This window comes from Paenibacillus sp. NRS-1782 (assembly GCF_050467685.1).
Taxonomy (GTDB): domain Bacteria; phylum Bacillota; class Bacilli; order Paenibacillales; family Paenibacillaceae; genus Paenibacillus; species Paenibacillus terrae_A.
In genome coordinates, this window is sequence record NZ_JBITPH010000020.1 from 44044 (window position 1) to 66144 (window position 22101).

Here is a 22101-nt window from a genome sequence, read left to right on the forward strand (position 1 = left end):
ATGAAACGCTGGATTGATGTAGATCCACTGGATTGGTTTTATAGAGATATGTTAGATATGGCACGTTTGGGTCTGGATGCCCGCAACGAGCACAGCTTTATCGAGGGGATGCCCTACGACACTTTTGAACAAGGACATGAACGCATTGTCAAGCGCTTTGTCACATTCGATGGTCAGCAGGAATTTGCCATTCCCGGCTATCAGATGCATATTGACAATCCAGTTTCGGTTTTCGTCGCTGGAGCTCAGATACAGCCTGAAAGAGTGGACAACGGAAAAATAACGATGCCCCAGCCTTTATCCGGCGGACTTGAGGTGGTATGTATTGCTTATGGCAGACCCGCTTATCAGGAGGATGGGTGTGTTCATAGGCCTTATGTTGAGAAGGATGAAAGTGCGATTATCCTGCCATCTGCGACCTTGTCCATGGCGGCTGAATATCAGAGCCCAACGAAATATCAGCCGGAGACGGTCACGGTTCTGGGAACCAAGCTCAAGCGGTTGTCTGTGAAAATCCAATCGGAAGAAAATCCAAAGGAAGTGATTAAGAAAGCATTCGGCTTCAGGCAGGATGGATTTGCGATTCATCAAGGAATTGTGTATCTCCCCTTCAACTATAACGGATTTCCCGCGACTGTCGGATATAACTATCGTGAAGCCGGGAGTGTGCAATTTAAACAGGAGACGGTCGTTGTCAGCACTGCACATGCTCGTTATCATGACCGTTTCTTTCCGAATGTTCGTATGAAAAGAGCACAGTTTCTTGTTCTTCTTCAACAGATGCGGGTGGATATCTATAACAGATATACCGACCGTGGATTGGAGAGCAATACGTATCCACCGAGAACCTTGCAGGATCGAAGCTCTTTCTCAGGCCAATGGTATGAGCAGGCTGTTATGGACTTAATGAGTGAGCAGTTTCTAGACGAAAGCTATGTATTTCCACTCTATGAAAACAATATGCTGGAGCCAGAAAAATGTATTACACGTGCGGAAGCTGTCGTATTTTTAAACCGATTCATAGAATGGGCCCTAGAAAAATTCAGATAGGTGATGAAAAATGACTTTTGAATCCATGAATAAGCACGGACAGGCTCGGGGTCATCAGCCACGCGTCATTGTAGAGCTGGACAAAATGTCCTATGTCCGCAGCTTGCGGCCAAACCAAGACGTTGTTCAATATGTAAAAGATACGGTCGTTAAAGACTTTTTGTCCATTGATGGTGTGACACAACTAACAAGTGAAAAGGAAGCAACAAAGGCTAGCGAGATAGCCCGCCTCTCCAATTTGCCCATGTCCATGCCTATTCTTTCTAGTTCGAAAATGCGTGGGCTTGTTACCGATTCGAATCATATTCAGGGCTTACGGATTACCAGCCGTCACCGTTCAGTGAATCCCAAGCGCCCTCTTCACAAGGGAGTGGACCTGGATTGTGACAAGGAGGATACTATTCATGCCGTATGGGATGGGAGAATTACTGCGGCAGGTGCTGTAAAGGGCTACGGTCACGCTGTATATATTCATCACGGCAACGGCTGGACGACCCGGTATGCTCATTTGAAACCCAATGCGATGATGGTCAAGGTTGGAGATCATGTGAAGGCTGGAGATCCGATTGCTATAGGATGGAACTCGGGTCACAAGCGTAGTAGTGGGGATGGGGATGGAGATGGAGCACATCTTCATTTTGAGGTTCGCAAGGATGGCGAGGATTTGAACCCCGAAGCTTTCCTGCGCGGGGAAAAATCCATACAATTGCCCATTCGATTGCTGGATGCAGCTGTTCAGAATAAAAGCACAGTCACTCCATCGTTGGCAGCTAGCGCCGTCGAATCCTACACGGAATATAGTATGGAAGCGTGGGCTTATTATGTAAATGCTGCAAACTCTGAAGGCATTACAAGAGGCGGAACAGATGTACGGCAGTGGAAGGATTACAAAATTATCGCTGTCGATCCCTCTGTCATTCCGTTGGGAAGTAAGGTTGAGCTGTTGGTAGACGGGAACAATTGGGGCGAATATGTGGCTGATGATACGGCTGGCTCCACGAAGGGCAAGCGTATTGAAATTTTAATGGAAAATGCGGAGCAATGCCTCCAGTTTGGACGAAAACCTGTCATTGTGAAAATCAAGCAGTGGGGGGACGGAAGAACTCGCAGCGCAAATTCAGAAGTAGATCAATCCATTCCATCCTACCAGATCGACCGGACCACGGAGAAGGTATCGTATAGCAAGGATTTTACGGCCCAAAAAACAAGTCTGGACCCTTTGAAATACGTGGATATCGTGGGTGCTACACAATTTTTCACCAATGAAACGCCTAATCAGGTCCGTAATGTTTTAGGTTTTCAACGAACAGACGGGGCAGGTCAGGTGAAGAAATTCATGTTTGTGCATGACTGGTTCAAGCCGGGTTGTTTAAGCTGGGCCTATGTGTCGGATATGGATATCCAGGACAGAGTAGAGGTGAAGGTGGACGACCATATAGTTGCCACCATTGAAGGGGTAAATGCCAAAAACGGACTGGCTTATCCTCCCTCTATTCCGGTGCCTGGTGGGCACCACAAAATCGAATTTTCCATGTCCAATCCTTCTAAGGCGTCAAGAGGCAATTTCGGGATCACTTTCCTGAAAGCCAGAGAATTTGATGTGAAATCCGTCTCAGCCAAAACAGTCTGGACGTTCGAAGACCCGATGAGCACAATAAATGATTGGACTCCCGATCAGCAGGTAGTGGTGACGGATCTGGGGGATCAGCAGAAGATATCCACAGCACGGGAAGAGGCTGGTATTGAACGGACAGGGAAGATAAACAAATTTCCATTTACGATGCAGTTCCGAATTAAGGCCGATCAGGGAACACAAGGGAAAATAATAATGTCCAATGGCTCCAAAGCCTTTGTGGTCAAGGTTACAGATCAAGGGGTTTCTACGAATGTCAGCTCCTATAGCCATAACCATATGAGCGAGTACACCGATTATGTAGTAACCTGCCATAACGAAACGGATATGGATGTATATATAAAAAGCATACTGCCGGGGGGAAACGAACAATGGGAAAATACCCGGGTACGCGGCGTATCCGAGGATGATACGACGAACAGACTTCGATTTTCCGTATTCAGCGGTGGTCTGTATATTGCAGAGGTAAAATATGCCTTTCATGATTACTCTATTGAGCAGTTTGCCACCCGTATCGCAGATACGTATAAGGAGAAATGGTATGACGTCGGAGGGTTTCAGTATGAGGATACCGCTTCACTGGAACGGGATGTGATGAACTGGGAGGTTCATTCTCACATGGATATGTCCTCGACGTCAGCCACCGTAACTTTAAATAATGCCAAAGGGATCTACTCCCCATCCTTGGAACGGTACGCTGCATTTTCGGATGGGAGGAAGCAGCCACCTAACGAGTTTACCTATTGGGAGGAGGGGGAGCGACGACATCTGATTAGTGAAGGGACCCCCATCCGTATTTATGCAGGCTACGGCGATGAGCTGGTACGTGTATTTACAGGCATGATCAAGGGTGAAATTGAGGAAAATGCCGAAAGAAGAACGCTTACGTTTCACTGTGCAGACCGTTATGACATGCTGGAGGAATTTATATTTTATAAGGATATGATTTACCCTCCAGAGGAAGCGTATGCCGGGGACGGCGGCGCCTTTGCCTGGATGAAATCCAGTATTGTAAAGGATATGGTGGTCGCAGCCGGCCTTGATTCATGGCGTGTGCACGGTGAAGATTGCCAATATCCCAATTGGGATATAGACGAAACGGTATATGCTGATGTGCAGAAGGGCAAGCACTCCTACATGAGATTTGATCCCAAGTCAGGAGAGCTTCAGACGATTCCCCAAGATCAAGATCGTATGAAAACAGCAGAAGGCTGGGAAAATCCTTTCGTAGCAACGGTTTCCTTCAAGGCGGGAACAAGGGCATCAGATGCTATACAATCGCTCATACAGGATTTGCCCTATGATGTCAGATGCGATCGTTACGGAACGTTTAGATTGAAACGAATGAATTTTCTGGATACTCCGGATTGGGATCAGATAGCGCGTTCCAAGTGGGAATTTACAGAGGATCATTTGCTTGAAATGACGTCTTCTACCGACTACTCGCGTGTTCGCAACCATCTGATGATTTCTGGTTCTGAGGGGTTAACGGAGCATTTTCTGGATAAAAGCCTGATTGTCGCCACCAAAGGGAATATGAGAACCGCCGGATTACAGCTACCGTGGATTGAAGAGCAGGATGGTGCATCCATGCGTGATCTCAAGCAGCAGATAGCGAATAAAGTATTTTTTGATATGAAAAGACAAGCCCGCACCAAAAATATTGTTATTCGCGGTAACCCCCTCATAGAGCTTTTGGATGGGTGTTATGTGTATGACAACCATACCTCTAATGCAGGATATTATCTGATTAAGGGCAACAGGCTGGTGGGTAATGAATGCGGTATGGTCAACTATCTGGAGCTAACCTGGTCCGCTCTGCCTGCAACATCCTGATTTTGGGGGTATGATCCATAACATAATAAAAGGAAATGGCATTACGCAGCCTGCGTTAATTGTCATTTCTTTTTTCTTATATTGAAGGAGAAGGTGAGGTGTGAGCTTTGGAAAACCAGAATTTTACGAACTCCAACGAGGTATTCCCGATTATTGATCTGATCCGACGTGAAGTACGCAAGGAAAGGGTACATGCGGGTCAGACGGACGACTTGTTGGAAAAAAAGGCTCCGGAGGAGCCCAATGTCATGACCATCGACGTGGCCCGTGAAATGCTTCAATATCCTGCATTGGTAACGTCAGTGCTATACACCTATGATAACGGCTTGCTGGAACGGCTAACGCTGTACCGGGACGATCTGTTGCAGGTGACCGGATTTTTCATTGAATTTGAAGCCTCCACAACCCTGAATGCAGAAATGGAAGAAGAGGCTGATATTCCATCGTTAAACGCTATACGGGGAAGCATTATTCGGGAACATGGTTTGTTCAAAAATCTGACTCTTGATTATGTAAGGGCGGTGTAGTCGTTGTCCAGTGGTGCTAATTTTGCAAGCTATATGGTAGGAGGACGTTTGGACCCGCCTTTTATGCCAACGAAGACCCAACCGTACATTGTGGGCAATCGGATTGAATCCCGAGGAATTGGCAAGGTAGAAAGCACAATGCAAGTCAGCCATGATTGCGAGCTGCTTGCGGTAGCTGTGGGAGCATCCTTTTATGAGTCCAGCGATTATTGGAATCTGTATGTAGGGGATAAGCTGGTATGCCAACGTATCTTCACGAAGGATCTACCTGAGGGGATGTATTTTACAGCCGTTATTCCTTGTCCGACAGGGACGGAATTTCGTTTTGAGTTTTTTAATGAAGGCGGCAGGAACAAGGATATATGGGTGAATTATCAAATGCTCCAATAGAAAGGAGGTGAAACATAATGCCAGAGGATAGTCCTTGGTTGGAAATGCTCGTTAACGAAGATCAGCTATTGAGCCAAATCGTTACCCTGTGCTCTCAAAACGGATGGGATATTGTGGATGAATTTCATAAGGTCGTGTATTCGAGCCGACTGGTCAAACCCACGATTCAGCGATTCTCTCTTCCACTCGTCAACTCCTATGTAGATATTCCCAAGCTTGCGCATAAGGGTGACTACTATGTGTATTTGGATGGCGAGCTTATGCCGTCTTCCTATTATTTGGCAGAAGAGAAGAAGGATGGCGGACAACGTATTAGCTTCGCGTCAGGGGTTTCAGGAGAGGCGGCTGTTTATTACAGTGATCTGAATGGCTCGGAGGAATTTGAATTTGTCGTAGCCAAGCACTACATTTTGCGAAATGTATCAGGGCATCTTTTTGGCATGGCTATGCTGGGCAGTGTGAAGGAAAAGCTGCACAATACAGGCTCAAAAATCCCGTTTGCTGTTTACAGAAACCATGCCGGTTGGGGAACGCAGTTGGAGCCACAATCTGACGGGATATTCTCTTGGGCTGTTCAGAAGATCGAAGAGGACAATCTGTTTGAGCGTCATACGATGTATTTTTATCAATTGGAAAAGTTCGTGAATACGAGCAGAATGATTGTAGGCTGGGATAAATCTGCTGATTTTAAAAGGCTCGCTTTGGATGTAGAGATTCAATCTTCGATGTGGGGGCTGCACGATGAGACCCAAGCGCTTCAATTTATGATTACGCATCAATTCCCTCAATTCTACCAATCTCCTTACGTTGCTTCGCGGACGCGGATTCCGCAAATGGATCGCTATGAACAGGTAGCCTCCATGAATGTGAAATTCACGAACTGGTGGCAGGACAGCAAGGTGCAGCTTAGAGGCTACGTGGATGCAAAGACTGTCATGTTGGTTTTGCTGGCAGATACAGCACCTGCCTGGGAACGTAATGCAGTACCTTCGATCCCGATCTATATGGGCGATTTTGATGTCAAGGGCAATATCCATTCGATAATGAACGAGAGTTGCGTTTTTGAACTGAATGGCGGTGAAGAATCTCGCAAAGCAACCTTTTTCTCCGATAGTCCTATGGTTCATACCAGATCGACGATGAAGGTGTGGTTATCGGGAGATGTGGCTGCGGAATCAAACTATATCTCTCTACGTATTGCAGGTCACGAGCTTGTAAAGCTACGAACGACGGAAGCCCGTGAACCCGTTCATTCCAGAGATCAGGCAGAGTATCTTGGAGAGTTCTCTGTTTACGGGGTTGATGGTAAAAATTCATTTGACTTGGAAGTGTTCTCTTCTTCCGGAGTTGATGGCTTTAGTCCTGTTTCCGCAAGAGCCTGGGTGGAGCTTCAAATCTATACAGAAAACGCGGGGGCTACAGCCGCTCTATTCGCAGGGACTGCATTTGCAAAAGACGGCTTAAGTTTAGAGAGTGCGCTCAGTCAATCGGCCCGGTTTGACTATGATGATGCAGATCCAAAACGTTATCAGGATACGCTTATGCCGATGTTAAAAGAATATCCTGTTCATCCGAGTAACGGTATTGATTCTGTCATGGTCAAGAGAACAAAGTATGGTGCGCGTTATCAATCGTACTATTTTGCCTGGACTGTTCCGTCAAACAGGATGCCTCCCTTGCGGGAGGACACGACTGGAGCCAAGCACGTCCGAGCCTGGAACAACAGCGATATGAGCAGTGCCTATCAGTATCAGTTTAATCCATCCCGCTACACGGAGCAGGTACATTCTTCGAGAGCTATATTAATACATCCGGAAGATGGTACGCACGGAACACTACGAAATGTTATTTTACTGTCGCCCCTAACTATAATGAACGGGGATGAGCTGGAGGCCGTTGATGAACACTGCACCGATGGAGAGGTTCCTAAGCATCAGACGTATTCTTATTATCTGACAGAGGGCATATCACCATTGACCAAGCGGGCAGCGACACCTTATCGACCAGCGGGTATCGGTATTCTGAAGGCGGGGAATCTTCGAAGGCCAGCAAAACGGTTACCTATTTCGCCGCCTCCGTTCGTTGTATCCCTGACTCCGTCCCATATTTCGGTCCATGCTGGGGAGGGAGTGGAATTGATGTCTTCCTATAACAAGCATTCTCCGGTATTGATCTCCAACTGGTTTGCATCAGGTGGTGCGAATCCAGAAGGCCATACGGTGAATAACGCCCGCTTTACTTTTCAGAAAGAGGGGAAGTATACCGTAACCTTTACCTTAACGAATGAGCTGGGACAGACAGGAACGGCGACAGCGGACATTGACGTAGTTAAGTAGTAAAGAACACAATCGTAGTTCAAAGAAAGGGGAGAAACAAATGTCATTCATTGATACGACAGCAGCAGCATTTACTCCAAAAGTAACGGAAGCGGACCTGCAACCCCGTTTGGGAGAGTTGCTGGCTACCGCAGGCTGGAAAGTCACAGCCAATTATAAAAGGGTCATTTTCGACGCCAATATTACTCATCCCTCAGATGTAGTGAGGAATTATACAAATTTCCGGATTACGGTTGCCGAGCATTTTATATATGCCAATAAGGATAATCAATGCTTTGGTATCGCCATCGCCGGAACATGGTACCCTCGACTGGTTGATTATGTGAAGCGTCCGGATAAAGATTCCTACAAGCAATTTGGGGAGTGGGCAACAAATGAATTCCGCAAATACCGACTGTCCCATACTTTATACGTGTACATGCTGGAGGATTTGAAAGGATTGAAGCCAGACGGTTCGGATGTTGTACTGGCCTGGAACGATAATTCTGAAGCTGGACAGCTTCGAGCAGCGTTAGATATCGAGGTAGAGGAATCTGCCTGGAAAACATCGGCTAGCGGTCCTATGTTTACAGTTACCAAAGCAGAAGGTGCGCGTATGCAGTCTCCGATTATGCAAGCAGGTCTGCGCTACAAGCTGATGGAGTCTTATTACAACAACTCTTTTAATTATCCTGTCCAAAACACAAACTGGTGGAGTGATTCTGAAATTTCCGTGAAGGGAACTCTTTCGGACACGAATTTCTTTTTCACCATTCAGTGTGATAATGTACCTGCTCCAGAAAACAATCTGGTTCCGATCATTCCACTCTATTTTGGCAAGCTGGACCCCGTCGAGGAAGGTGATAACGTTTATGCTTTATTTGCAGGAACGGTTCCGATCAGGGATACGGTGAATGGAGTCGCTACGTATGACTTTGACGATACTACCAGCAGACAACCCCATATTATGCCTTTATTAAAATCATATCCTAACTTTCCGGCTAATGGTTTGGATAATATTATGGTAAATCGCGCCAAGCTGGGTGCTAGATATCAAGCCCATTATCTTTCCTGGAATTCGCCACCCAATCTCATGCCGCCAGCCAGAACCTCTGTTGACGGTAAGAAAGATTACCCGCGCGCCTGGAATCATGCTGAAAATCCTTTGTACAAATACACTTTCAATCCTTCTCGTTACAGTGGGAAGGTGCATACCTCCAAGGTATACGTTATTCACCCCGAGGAGGGTGTGCGCGGTACATTAAAAGATACGATCTCTTTGGCTGCCTTTTCGTTTAATGCCAACAAATTAAGAGTCAAGCGGGCCAACTGTCCTGATGAATTTGATGTATACCGTTACTTCTTGATCGAGGGGATTTCCCCACTGACCAAAAAACCCGGTACTCAATTCAGATCCGCGGGCATTGGCTTGTATGTGAACACCGTAGATGGTGAAGGAAATGAAATAAAACCAACTACCCTGTAGTGTAGCTTGGAAAATCTAATCGTAGAGGTGATTGATTGTGTCGTGGTTTGATGGAGATGCTACTTTTCAACTGTTTCCGCAGGAATTAGAGAAACAATTCAATGCTCATGGCTGGAACACGTTTATTAAATACCGGGCCGTAACCGGGAACCCTAGAAATACGGCGACCAAATTCGCTGACGTCCGATTGTTCAGGTCCATGGGCAGTGACGGTCAGATACGTAATTTCGGCATGGCTTTTGGTTACGGTGGAACGGTCAAACAGCCCGGGGAGATGGACTTTATCTCACAAAACTCCATGCTTGGAGAAGCACAACGGGTACAAGGTAGTGACACGCAATTGCAGGTTGTCGTACGGCCTGTAGAGGCGGACTCGGAGATGCTGTATAAGAATGGCGTATTCGTTCAGAAGACAGAATATACCTTTGAGCCTTACAGTGGCGTGCTTAAGCTGAATAAAGCTGCACTGGCAAGCGATCAATTTACCGTATCCTATGCACCTGCTGCTAATGCTCCAAGTCTGCCCAAACGTTTATTTTTCTTTACCTTCGATGATGTACGTTCGGAAAAGATCGTAGAAGCTGTAAATAACGGAGTAAGGGTAGGCGATCCTGAATCCCTTCTTCCTGACGGAGATGGAACTCGTCGAGAATTTAAAATACCTGCTGACACGACCATCAAGGCAGGAAGCGTCCGGTTATATATTAATCAGGTAGAGGTTTCTCCTACCGATTTTACGGTTGACTACGATACCAATACGATTAAAATCCCAACCACGGTTAAGGCGCCGGATGCCGGCAGTGAGCTTCACGCTTCTTATATCAGGGTATTGGCGGGTACAGGAACAGAAATGATTAATTTCGGGGATGTAACTACCCGGAATTTTGACCCGGATTCCGGAACAAGCTTAATGGACGCTGTATACTCCTGCATATACTATATCTATCCTTCGTTGCCAACAGCTTTGTCCTTTACTTCACTGGATAACTATACTCGGGGCTGGCAGCGCGATTCCAGCATATATTATTGGGGAAACTTCAACAAAGACCGTATTGTCATGTTTCTGCGTCCTGACCCTACCTCGGGTCCAGAGAACACATACTTTGCACCACTTTACATTGGCAAAATGACCACGCTTGGCAAATCGCCAAGAAAAAATCACGTTCTGATCTCCGGATGCCGGGAAAAGGACGAAGTGAAATGGAAAAAGGATATGAAGCTGGGTGCCACCTACGTAGACTATGGACTGAATACCTCGAATGGTAACAGCTCCGTACAGCTTCAACAGTCTATTGGCGGAACGTATTATCAGCAGCATTATCTCGCCTTCATTACACATGATAAACAGGTGGATGCGGGTGAGTCCCGTTTCAATCCTTCGGTCTACAGCGGAAAATACCATATTTCTCCTATGTATGTGGTTCATCCCAATGACGGTTTTGTCGGTAAGCTGGATGAATGCTACGCTGTTCATCCGAAAAATATCTCTCAGCTCGACGAGCTGGAGGTCGTAGAAACGACAGATCATGAAATTCTGGGCACAGGTAATGGGAAAAATAAGGTGTTCCATTTATCTCATCAGCCTTCATTAAAAGATGATGGTACACCCTTCAATCTGGTGATCAAAGTCAATTGTGTCGAGGCCAAATTTGGCACGGATTACACATTGGATCTGGAAACCAAGCAAATCATGTTCCTGGACGGTAAAGCACCGAAGGCGGATGAAGAGGTTCTGGCCACCTATGAGTACAAACAGATTTACCGTTATACCTTGGCGGATACACCTGTGAGTCCGTTCACGCTGGCTACCATCAGTCCATTCGCTCCGATCGGCTTGGGTATTCTGAAGGAAACGCTTGTTAAGAACAGTTAACCTACAGGGTTAAAGGAGGTCGGCGGTGACATGCTGGACGGTAAAAAATCTTACCTGATCAGTATCACCGCCCTTTTTTCTAAAAAGGGCTATGAACTGTCATTTGGTACAGACATGATCTTGGATACACAGCGGGATACGCGTTACCATCTGTCTGCTCCTGTGAATAGTACGTACCGAACGCTGAGGCAGGATACGTTAAAGAATGCATCCAAAGCTCCCTATTCCGCTACAAGTTTATTCGGGAGCGATTGGAGAGAGGCAGCGATTGCTGGTGAATTCGAGGGTCAAACCGTGGAAGCCGTTCACTCGACCATTGTATCTTACCTATCCGATATTCACAGGCATTTTAGAGGAGAAATCAGACAGAATGCGCAGCAGCCTTCACGTTCCACAGCGTCAGATGCGCGTTGGAAAATGGGTAGCAAGATCCATTCCATGGAACATGCAGATTCTGTACAGCAGGGATATAGGCAGGAGTCCATTCAGGCTGATTCTATTTTTAATGCGGTGCAGGAAGAAGACGCTGTTTCTGAAATGAGGCAGCAGGTAGAGGCTTCAAGTGATGCATATGAATCCGGGAGGGATTTCTTCATCTATGAGGGACTTCTTGATGCAGGCTCTGGATCTGAGCAGCGTCAGGGTAAACGATCGCCTTCTTCAGAATCTGCAATTCACGGAGAAACGGTGAAGCAGGGAGACAACGTTGAACAACAGACGGTTATTCACCAGATATTTCAGGATCGAGAAGTAGTGGTAGAACAGCAAAACGCGGCAGAAAGCCTTGCGATGGAAACTCTCTTCCAGCCAGCAAGTGAGGCGTTGCGCTATCGAACCGATATTCGGGATGCCCTGATTGAGACATCAGAGTCCAGTGTGAAGGAACAGATTTTGGATTCGGACGAAATCAACGATTTAACAAAAGCCGGGAAGCTTGAACAGGTAGTCGGGACTATTCCCGATGATTTGATAGAGACAGAGGCTAGAGCCAAGGATGATAATGCTCCCATGGAAGCTCGTATGGCGAAGTCCGACAAAAGCAAGGATGTCATCATAGATTGGCAGGTGTCTGTCAATCAGCGCCAATTTAAGGATTCCACCGACGATCATAGCACTGCTGCATCGATGCGTTCTGGCACCGATACTGGACATGAACGAATGAGCGCAACGGAGCTGAACCAAGACAAGTCCATGATGATTCAAGAGTCTGCCACAGGTAATCTTATATATCTTCAAGAGGCTACGGAGTCTCAAGGCATGCTGGCTAAAGAGATCCGCTCTGTATATGGCGAACAAGCGATGGGATGGGTTGAAGCGGGAATGGAAAGTAGCCTGCCAGAGGGCTTGCATCAAGTTGACGTACCAGCCACACCAAGCTCGATTGAAAGTGTAATTCATCGAATGCAGGAGACTTTGAACGGCGGCTCACTGGAGGGGGTTCAAGGGCATTCGATGACAGGAAACATGGAATCATCTAATGGCACGATAGGTGTGCAGACAGAAACGGTTACAAGCGGTCTCACATACTCAGGCCGAGACAGTTTGAACGAGCCTGCGAGCGTGGCTAGCTACAATAATGAACAAGTCTATTCTACCAGTCTAGATCAGTATAGAGCAGCTTCTCCATACGACGACTCTAAAGTTCTGCCAGTGGAGCAGAGCAGTACAGCTTATATTCATGCCTCCACAGATGCCGACAATGAACAATTAGGTTCAGCATTATCTGAACATCACGCAACGTTAGACGACTCTCAGCGTGGAGAGCGGATATATGTCAGTGAAGAAGGAGAGTTGGACGATCTTGGTTCTGCCCGTTTTAGTGGCTTGGAGTTGGATGGGCAGCATGGAGAGTTACTTGCAGCTCATGTTCTGAGAGAAATGATTGCGGAATTCCCTGAAATCAGCAAGATGGCTCGAATGCTCCGAATTATGTACGGTGAGCAAGCGATGGAAATGATTGAAGCAGGCATTGAAAATATTGTGGCAGAGGCTGTGAAGGAAGGGACAACTCAGGCTTCGGTTAATCTAATTACAGATAGCGTCATTCATCATTTGGAAACATCATTGGGTGGTGGTTCGCTGGAAGCTATCCAGATTCGTTCGGATCAAGCCAATATTGAGCATACCGAAGGAACGTTACAAACAAACGCTGAACAAGGAAGTAAGTCTTCCGCTGAAGAGGGACAGCTTACAAATTCCGAATCCGGTAACTCCTATTCTTCCAAAGAAGGTGCGTATCATGCGATGGAACATACAGAAAGACGCATGTCTACCGAAGCTGAAATCCAAGCGTTGGGTAAAGCACTTATTAGCTCGGATTGTGCGAATGTCATGATACAGGGCACGCAAACAGGCAGGACCTTCTCCAGCACTACAGGTGTTACGGATTCCATGGAACAGGGCGTTCTCCAATCGTTTACGGATGGTGAATACAGTCATTTGGAGAGTGCAGCCATGAGCAGTGGAAACTTTGATGCAACGGAGTCAGGGCCACTGGAAAGCGTACAGTATATTGGCGAAATGGAAGCGGAGAAAGTCGCGTTGGTTCCGTCGGAACGGATAAGCGTAGAAAGCTTGGAAGCGGAGAAAGTTGCACTGGTTCCGTCAGAGCGAATAAGCGTAGAAAGCATGGAAGCAGAGAAAGTTACGTTGGTTCCATCGGAACGTATAAGCATTGTGAGCGTGGAAGCCGATCGGCATGAGGTTAAAGCTGGCGAGCTTTTAGAACAGATGAAGGAAGCTGACGTGACTTCGTTGGAGCGCGCTTTGGTCTATCCGGATATTCAAGCGGGCGTTATCCATAGCGGCATTTGTGCTGACAATCAGGAGCATAATCAGGTCTCCGATGCTGTTCTCGTTGACGGAGAGCGAGCAGCCTCTATGGAATCCGTTCGCGAGACGATTACAGATGAGATCGATCAGGCAAACAGTATCATGAGAACGAATGAGGCTGTGATCGAGCAGATGCATGGACAAGGTAACAACGTTGAAAATGTACTTGAAGCCATATGGGTTCACGGGGAAGGCTCCAGTGGTGAAAAGCAGACCTACACGAGTATCCGAGACGATTTTGAAATAGCTACGCCAGGAGATATCAGCAGAATGGTGGATATGCAGGAGTTGGTACAAGGCCAAGCCAACGAAAAAACGTTGGAGGCGGTGATGCCTGCTCATACCGATGCAGAGTCTATTTTAAAAATAGAAGAAACCGACCTGCATGCTATATCTGAAGGAACTCGCAAGAAGAAGGTCATGTCTACAAATATTGAGGATGAACACCAACAAGCTAGCAGAAAGAAAAAGGTAATAAAAACACAGATTACAGATGCAGAAGAGGGTACACGTTTGAAAAAAACAGCTACTGTTCGTATCGAAGCTCCAGAGTCAGCCAAGCGGCATAAAACCCTGAAGACGGTGATTGAGACTCCATCCGAAGCTACGAATCAATCGTTACCGGGCATGCCTAAACGAAAAATATGGATGATTATGGGCAAGATCGCTTCTTGGAACATCTGGAACTGGAAGAAGACAAGGTAGGTGATAGAAATCTCATGGGGATTTACAAGAAATGGAGTGGATTGATTTTTGATGATGCGTTCCTAAGTGGAGAAATCCATTCCCGCTACCAATTATCTCCGACAACGGCTTGTACCCTGGATACAGGCTTGCAGCAGTTAATCATGTCCCACACAGAACCGGAAACCATGCTTTTGTTTGATGCACCAAAGGATGAGCCTACCCTGCTGTTAGAAGTTACTGCTGACTATGTTCCTATTGCATATGGTGACGAGGGGGGGATTGTCATCTGGCAGGATGGCTACCATCGGCTGGAATTCCTGGAGAGTAAGGATACGACAACCCGGGAGTATAGCCGATGGCGGGCAGAGAAAAAGGGCAACCGATGGATTTTTTATGCTGATCGCGGATTGGGGTGGGAGCTATTTGACTCGGCTGATCTGTCGGCTGAAAAAATAGGTGTCCTCTTAAAAAATCCACAGCGTGATGAATATGAAAAACTTCGTTTAGACAGGCTTGTGTTATGTAAAAGCAACAAAATAACGATGGGGAATTTGCCGGAGGGCTATTCCGTGTTTTTATGCGATTCCGACGGATATGCTATTGCTTCCTCTAAAGTAGAGCCCACATGGACAGGGGCTCATCTGGAGCTTCCAACGATGCCCTTTAGCGGAATACTGAGGGTTTATGATGAAAATGGAGTTCTTTTATCGAGCCTTGGGGCAATGGATATGTACGGTGGTGATCTGTATCTGTATGGTACCGATCTTCGTGTGCTGTGGAAGGATAAAGAGCTTAGTTTAAGCGGGGAAACCTACCTGGGCACGATGTATGACAATACCATACAGGTTCAGATGGAGCTATATAATCCCTCAAAAAATAAGAAGGCCGAGCAGATCTCCATGGGTATCCTGAAATATCTGGAGGAATTTGGTTATGAATGGGCGGACTTGAGCCATGATGATGGATCAGATCATCCTCAAGGGGATTATATGCAGCGACTCCCTATGGGAACTCTCCCCCCCGACGGCAAGATGAAATTCTGGATGAGGATAGAGCGCAAAAATGAGCACTTTGGCATCAAGCCTCTTCATTTTATTTTGGATATTACTCATATATAAGGAGGTGTTGGATTTTGGCTGGTACGAAGATGACGTTGCGCAGATATGGAAATGAACTAATCTATTGGAACGAGCAGGAGATTATTGTGGATCAGGCCTACCTGGACAAGAATAAAGACTTGTACATCCGTCTGACACATCCTTATATATTGGGTACAAAGATGCTGGACGTATATCTGAATGGGCAGCATTTGCTGGTTCAGGGTGGATATGAGGAAGTGGACGAAAACACGATTCGTCTCGATTTGGGTACTTATCCGCTGGAGCATCCCTTGGCAGGACAGCACATTCCTCTCGTGATTAATGATGAAATATATATCCGCACCTGGAAGCCTGAGTATCGTCAAGGGGGCGGAAGCGGTATTGATGATCTCAGGTTCAAAAGACTGGAGGAAGAAATTGCATCGGCCCGTAAATATACGGAGCGTGATGTCCAGTTTCACCGCCTGGATGACAGGCTGGATTATATTCAGGAGCGGGCAGAGGTCAAAACGATGGTATTTGTGCTGGAACGAATTCCGCTGGGTCCCTGTAAATATGAAATGAGGTTCCCCTTCGAAGGTAAGATCAGAGAAATATATGCTTCTTGCGGAGTGTACGGGACGAGTAAAAGTGAGTTTTCCATTGAAAAATGCTCACAGTATGACTATGAAACATTGCCGCGATGGACTAATATTTTCAGCCGCAACCTGACCATTCATGCAGGTGAGAAGTCTAGTAATACGAGCAACTTACCCTATGTTCTGTCCGATCCTCTGATTCAAAAAAATGATCATTTTCGTATTTACACTCATGTGGCAGGCGAAGGCTTAAGAGGCCTGACCCTAGAAATTGTCGTTACTATATAAAATAGAAAATAAGGTAAAAATTAATGATTTAAAATAAAATATGACTACAATATCGGATAAGAAGGCATCAAGCAAACTTATACTGCATTCGTAACAAAACATAAAAGAGGATTTTGTAAAATCCCGACAAGGAGAGGTATGTTATGGCAGAAACAAGAGGTATTGCGAGATTTCGTGGTGAACAGTTGAATAACAAGCTGTTGCGGAATCAACATTTTGACGAAGCGAACAAGATTGCAGAGAAGTACATTGACCTCCAGTTTCATAATCACCGTGAAATTTTGGAAGACACCAAGATTGATGTATTTGTACAGGTTAATGAAAAAGCGGTTGCTGGCAGCACACAACTGGATGTATCGGGCGATATCGGTACAAGAGCTGTCTCGACCGGAGCCAAGGTGGAGGGTGTCGTACTGACCGAGAAGGTGCAGCTTCGCGCCGCTGGTACAGATAGCCCGATTGGAGACAGCGATTCTGACGTGGTATACGGTCGTCTTGAAGAAAGTAAAGGCAGCTACCTTTTGAAATTTTATAGTGTAGAAGGGGGCAAAGAGCAGCCTTATACATTTGATGCAAAAGCGGGCAAGATTGATTATCGTTTCGTGATTCGCACGAATTTGTCTGTCATTCCTTCGGATGCGATCATTCAAGGTGGTAGCGGATTCGTGGAAGGGGCCACCGATGCCAAGGCCTATATGAACCTGATTCAGCTGATGAAGGATGTATATGGTTCGACGGGAACGCTGGATAATGACGGTAATTCGAATCTGGGCGTTTCAATTCAAGACCAGATTCGCCAGGAGGTACAAGATCGCATAGATGCGGATCAGGCTATCCGGGATCGGTTGGCGTCTGCTACGGGCGGACAATTGATTGGGGTTGCGACAGATCCGAACTATAGCGGAGTGACTTTACAGTTGGCTCTCAGCCATTTGGCGCAGCGCTTGAAATCTTCTGAGGATTTGATGAATGGAATGAATGACCGGGATGCAGATTCTTCAAATGGTTACTTCAAAGCAGGTGCTTTTGGTCATGCGGAAGGTCGTATTCTTGATTTGGAGAAGGCGGCAGATGCTGCGTTCAAAGCATTAAGTGTGAAAGTGGGCACGATCGAAGCTGCGGATGAAGAAGAGGTATTTGAAGCAGTTGGGGGCGAGACGGAATACACTCTAAAAAAGGGAAAAGCCAAAGACAAAACGGTACGTCTGGCCATCAATGGGCAGCTCCAAACACCAGGTATTAACTTTACCTATATCAAGGATGTCAGCGGATTGATTACAGGCTTTAACTTTACGCCGGATACGTTGAAGGTTGTCGGAGATGTACCGGATGTCTTGTTCATTCAGTATAAAAAGGCTGAATAAGTAATAGCAGCACCCCTTAGAAGCGTGAACGAGTATATGCTCATTCGCAGCAGCTAAGGGGTGTATTTATGTCTACCTCTAAAGAGTTTGTAGGTTTTATTTCCGCAGAATGTTAGTTTTCGATTCTAGTTACTTATATTGAGTATGCCATGAAGAACGTGGCGAAGAGTTTTATTTTATCTTTTCTAAAATGAAGGAGGAAAAAACATGCCAGCACCAGCAGTATCATGGCTTAAAACAGACAACGTAACAACATTGTCAAAATGGGAGATCGGGACGATAGACGCAGGATCTTCTTCTCCATCCCTGGGTGTACTTATTTGGAACAACCGGGGAAATGTAAACACTGACTTCTCTACGATGACCAATTGCACCATTACGACCAAGGATAGCTCAGGTGGGGATAGTGGTGAGCTGGTCCTGAATACATGGATTCAGGTACGTGTGGATAGTATGGCAGAATCCAGCTTTACTTCAATTGGCGGGACAGCGACGAAGGTCATTCAGGCGGGCGGGAACACGGTCAATTCCAAGGGAACCTTTTCGCCGGGAAACAAGGAAATTCTGGGCGTTATCAACGATGGCTCCGTAGGGAACTCCAAAGGCAATTACACACAAGTGACACTACAAGCAAGCGTTCCAGCTACAGCTACGGCAGGAAACGTTAACTTTCTGACACGTGTGGCCTATCAATACGTCTAACAACTGATATCCGATACAATGGGAGGAAGAATATCTATGTTTGCACAATGTAACGGATATTCTCCTGTGTCACAGGATTTTATTTGGCTAGGTGAGTACACGGACGGTACTCACCTTTCTGAGTATGATTTTGTCACTCAGGCAGAAAACAGCTTTTACGCCATTCAAAGAGATAATTTGATTCGCTTTGGCATGGTAGGGCATGGCCAAACCTTTTTTTTTGAAAGTGACGGTATTTTCAAATTAGCTGGCAGGATGGTGGAACTGGTATATTCAACGCCGGACAAAGACTATAACCTGACGGGTAATGTGTTTCAATCCTACAGAGACATTATTTCATATAAGGATGCGGAGGCATCTGGATTACCCAACTACAGTCCTGCCGCCGCTGGAGAAAAAGGTGTAATGAGCAGTACGATTACCCAATTTAATTTTGGATATAAGGCGGCACTTCTGATTGACCATGTTGAATTTCATGTCAAAGCGATCTGTAAGATTCCATTCAACGCACCCGTTCATATGGCATTGAGACTCGTATCCAATACGGAACTGAATGGTAAATTACAGATCAAGGTAAACGGCCTGGTTACACAGGAATTCAGTGCTCCATTAAAACCCGATATCGGAGGTGAATTGAATTGGCTGGTTCAGTAATTCGTAATTATACGATTGAAGTGGATAACATCAATAAAAAGTCAGTTTTCAGTATATACCCATATCCTGTAGAAGTTCTCACTCCAAATGGTTGGGAAAGTATTAAAGAAGAATTTGAAGAGCTGCAGGAAAAAAAGCTGGATGTCAATGATACATTAACACCTGATGAAGAGCAGATGTATCAGGAATATAAGGAATTGGCTGATTCCTTTTACGAGAATAAAATAGCTTCCACGATTATTTTGGATACCGTCGATCCGACGGGAATTGACATCGTAGGCAGAGATCGGGTGCAGCATGTATTGGATGCGGAAACCCGTGAACAGATTCCGTTTGGCCGTGAGTTCGCTTATGTGCATGGAGCCTCCAACCTTAGCGGAACGATTATTTTACCCTATGATGATTATTCGGATGTGTATGTGGTCAGTGATACGGATGAAGACGGTATTGCTGAGTTGGCCTATGTGAAGACGAAGGAAGAGACGGACGGCGTAAGACCCTATTATGAAAAGGTCGATGGTCAGACCTATATTTATGTCGATCATTTCTCCGGTGGTGGTGGTACGCAGGCAGATCCTTATATTGTTTCTACCGAACAGGATTTGGATGATGTACGAAAGAAGCCTGGAGCCTGGTATATGCAGGACAGGGATATTGTCATGGGCAGCTTTCAAACCGGAGAGGGATTTACGCCAATCGGTAGTGGCAGTTCCAATCTCATGTTTACAGGTGTGTATGATGGAAATGGGTATTCAATAAAAAGCTTGTTTATGAATCAGGATAGAAATTATGTTGGTTTATTTGGATATACCAGGTCTGCAACAATACGTAATGTAAGAATGATTGATCCTAGCATCACTAACAAAAAGGGATATACAGGAGCTTTAATAGGCTGTGCAACTGATACTTCAATATATAACTGTAATGTTATTTCAGGAGTAGTAGAAGGTCAGAATGGATATGTTGGTGGGTTAATCGGTTATCTATATCAAGATATCCGTAGTTATTCAGGAAGCTCAATCATTAATTACTCATATAATTATAAGTGTAACGTTCGATCAGCAGGCAATATTGCCGGAGGGTTCATTGGAGATGTAACCCACCAATCTGGATCACTTTCGATAGGATATTGTTACTCTACAGGCACGGTTGAGGATATCACATTAGCTCGGGAAAGAAGCAGTATTGGAGGCTTTATAGGTAATACTAATATTTCTTCTGCAATAACAAATTGTTACTGGGATATAGAAACCTCCGGAATTCAAACAAGTGCAGCAGGCGTAGGGAAATTCACGTTCGAATTAAAGACTATCTCCACATTTGAGAATTGGGATTTCACTATTTATTGGTACATGAGCCAAGATTACAATGGAGGGTATCCTGAGCATCGTCAGTTCATTCGATATCAAAGTGGAGCAGGTACAAAGGCGGATCCTTTCATTATCCTGACGGAGTTTGATCTTTCCCAAATGCGTTGGTTCCGTAATGGATTTTATTTTAAATTTGAAGATGATATCAAAATGACACAATTCCAGGCGGACGCCGGATTTTACCCTATTGGCTTTAATCTTGTGGGGAAAGAGTCATACTTCAAAGGGTATGTTGATGGTGGAGGGCGCTGTGTTGCTAACTTATTCATCTATCGTCCCAATGATCAATTTGTAAGTCTGTTTGGCTACATGATGGGCGGATGGATCAAGAATCTGGATATTATTGATTGTAATGTTACAGGTAATCATTATACGTCGGCATTAGTTGGTCAGCTTTCCAAATCTACTATTAGCAATTGCCATGTCGATACCTTTTCATATTGCAAAGTTACAAGTACAGGAAGTCATGGAGCCGGTTTGGTAGGACAAATAACTACGGATGGAATCGTAGAGGACTGTAGTGTAAATGTAACTGCTACAGGAGTAGATTATTGTGGAGTGTTTGCAGGTTATATAACGGGTAATGGAATGATACGCAGATGCTATGCTTCTGGTAAAGGCGAAAGTACAGGGGATTACTTGGGTGGATTTCTAGGTTACGGTATTAGTTCTTCTATAGTGGAGGATTGCTGTACAGTTGCGGAGTTAAATGGAAAAACGGTGGGTGGATTTGGTGGAAATACGGCTACCCTCACGATCAGACGGTGCATCGCGTTAGGCAAGGCATTTGCTTCCTCCGGATTGAATGGATTTATTTACACAGGAAGTGGAGTCTTTTCACATAATTACTTTGATAAGGAATTGTATAAGACTACTTCCGGTACAGGGGGATCAGGTCTGACCACCCGTGAAATGAAGTACAGGGGAACCTACTCCAATACGGCCTGGAATTTTGATGATATATGGATCATGGACCCTAAATACAATGACGGTTATCCCGCATTAAGGAAGCTCCTGCCTCTTGATCTACCGTTGCTCGGCTTCCGTAATGAATTTGGTAAATACTATACGGATAATGCAGGAGAGCGGCTGCGTTACCTGGAGTTTGGTACATTAGTCGCAAGCCAAACCTCTTCTCCAAAACCAGTATGGTTGCAGAATAATGCTGATTTCCCGGTAAATCAGCTCAAAGCATGGGTGGACAGCACGACAGTAGCCAAAGGGATGGAAATTGATTTAAGCATGTCGGATACTCCGTTTTTACCTGCTCAGGAATTAGCCTTTAATGGCACCTTGGCCAAGGGCGGCGCGGAAAAGTTCTATGTCCGAATCAAGTCGGATATTGCAGTGAAGACGGGTGGAACGTTTGATCTAAGGGCGAAGGCAAGCCCCATGTAATGATGTTCCAATACAATG

14 protein-coding genes are annotated in these 22101 nt (G+C 45.6%); all 14 read left to right on the top strand.

Annotated features, from left to right (window positions below; all coding sequences use genetic code 11):
* The 14 genes from ACIFQM_RS08810 (at position 1) to ACIFQM_RS08875 (ending at position 22083) form a co-directional block, all read left to right on the top strand.
* Positions 1–1050 (top strand): hypothetical protein, encoded by a 1050-nt coding sequence (locus tag ACIFQM_RS08810; protein ID WP_430039640.1) that lies wholly within the window; start codon positions 1–3, stop codon positions 1048–1050.
* 10 nt (positions 1051–1060) lie between these two features.
* Positions 1061–4519, top strand: a complete 3459-nt coding sequence (locus ACIFQM_RS08815; RefSeq protein WP_430065303.1) for a peptidoglycan DD-metalloendopeptidase family protein — start codon at positions 1061–1063, stop codon at positions 4517–4519.
* 107 nt (positions 4520–4626) lie between these two features.
* Positions 4627–5046 carry a hypothetical protein gene (locus tag ACIFQM_RS08820; RefSeq protein ID WP_430065305.1) on the top strand — a complete coding sequence of 140 codons (420 nt, stop codon included), beginning with the start codon at positions 4627–4629 and terminating at the stop codon, positions 5044–5046.
* Positions 5047–5049: 3 nt separating this feature from the next.
* Positions 5050–5436: a hypothetical protein gene (locus ACIFQM_RS08825; protein ID WP_025682897.1), complete on the top strand. Its 387-nt coding sequence runs from the start codon at positions 5050–5052 to the stop codon at positions 5434–5436.
* 17 nt (positions 5437–5453) lie between these two features.
* Positions 5454–7772: a PKD domain-containing protein gene (locus ACIFQM_RS08830; RefSeq protein ID WP_430065307.1), complete on the top strand. Its 2319-nt coding sequence runs from the start codon at positions 5454–5456 to the stop codon at positions 7770–7772.
* A 40-nt stretch (positions 7773–7812) separates the two neighbouring features.
* Positions 7813–9237, top strand: a complete 1425-nt coding sequence (locus tag ACIFQM_RS08835) for a hypothetical protein (protein WP_430047675.1) — start codon at positions 7813–7815, stop codon at positions 9235–9237.
* Positions 9238–9274: 37 nt separating this feature from the next.
* Complete coding sequence (locus ACIFQM_RS08840; RefSeq protein ID WP_430047678.1) at positions 9275–11110, top strand: hypothetical protein; 1836 nt, start codon at positions 9275–9277, stop codon at positions 11108–11110.
* Between the two features lie 30 nt (positions 11111–11140).
* The gene (locus ACIFQM_RS08845) at positions 11141–14647 is read left to right on the top strand and encodes a hypothetical protein (RefSeq protein ID WP_430065309.1); all 3507 of its coding nucleotides are present in this window, start codon (positions 11141–11143) and stop codon (positions 14645–14647) included.
* Between the two features lie 14 nt (positions 14648–14661).
* Entirely contained in the window at positions 14662–15747 is a 1086-nt protein-coding gene (locus tag ACIFQM_RS08850) for a cell adhesion protein (RefSeq protein ID WP_430039745.1), read from the top strand.
* A 14-nt stretch (positions 15748–15761) separates the two neighbouring features.
* A complete protein-coding gene (locus ACIFQM_RS08855) occupies positions 15762–16595 on the top strand; it encodes a hypothetical protein (RefSeq protein ID WP_430039622.1) in 834 nt (277 codons plus the stop codon).
* 143 nt (positions 16596–16738) lie between these two features.
* A complete protein-coding gene (locus tag ACIFQM_RS08860) occupies positions 16739–17959 on the top strand; it encodes a hypothetical protein (RefSeq protein WP_430039620.1) in 1221 nt (406 codons plus the stop codon).
* A gap of 207 nt (positions 17960–18166) precedes the next feature.
* Positions 18167–18661 carry a hypothetical protein gene (locus ACIFQM_RS08865; RefSeq protein WP_025682889.1) on the top strand — a complete coding sequence of 165 codons (495 nt, stop codon included), beginning with the start codon at positions 18167–18169 and terminating at the stop codon, positions 18659–18661.
* A 36-nt stretch (positions 18662–18697) separates the two neighbouring features.
* Complete coding sequence (locus tag ACIFQM_RS08870) at positions 18698–19315, top strand: hypothetical protein (RefSeq protein WP_430039617.1); 618 nt, start codon at positions 18698–18700, stop codon at positions 19313–19315.
* Positions 19300–22083 (top strand): filamentous hemagglutinin, encoded by a 2784-nt coding sequence (locus ACIFQM_RS08875; protein WP_430065312.1) that lies wholly within the window; start codon positions 19300–19302, stop codon positions 22081–22083. Before ACIFQM_RS08870 ends, ACIFQM_RS08875 begins: the two co-directional genes overlap by 16 nt.
* Positions 22084–22101 lie beyond the last annotated feature (18 nt).

Coding starts and splice junctions, on each gene's coding strand:
- ACIFQM_RS08810 (WP_430039640.1), top strand. CDS start 1: ATGAAACGCTGGATTGATGTAGATCCACTGGATTGGTTTTATAGAGAT.
- ACIFQM_RS08815 (WP_430065303.1), top strand. CDS start 1,061: ATGACTTTTGAATCCATGAATAAGCACGGACAGGCTCGGGGTCATCAG.
- ACIFQM_RS08830 (WP_430065307.1), top strand. CDS start 5,454: ATGCCAGAGGATAGTCCTTGGTTGGAAATGCTCGTTAACGAAGATCAG.
- ACIFQM_RS08835 (WP_430047675.1), top strand. CDS start 7,813: ATGTCATTCATTGATACGACAGCAGCAGCATTTACTCCAAAAGTAACG.
- ACIFQM_RS08845 (WP_430065309.1), top strand. CDS start 11,141: ATGCTGGACGGTAAAAAATCTTACCTGATCAGTATCACCGCCCTTTTT.
- ACIFQM_RS08850 (WP_430039745.1), top strand. CDS start 14,662: ATGGGGATTTACAAGAAATGGAGTGGATTGATTTTTGATGATGCGTTC.
- ACIFQM_RS08860 (WP_430039620.1), top strand. CDS start 16,739: ATGGCAGAAACAAGAGGTATTGCGAGATTTCGTGGTGAACAGTTGAAT.
- ACIFQM_RS08865 (WP_025682889.1), top strand. CDS start 18,167: ATGCCAGCACCAGCAGTATCATGGCTTAAAACAGACAACGTAACAACA.
- ACIFQM_RS08870 (WP_430039617.1), top strand. CDS start 18,698: ATGTTTGCACAATGTAACGGATATTCTCCTGTGTCACAGGATTTTATT.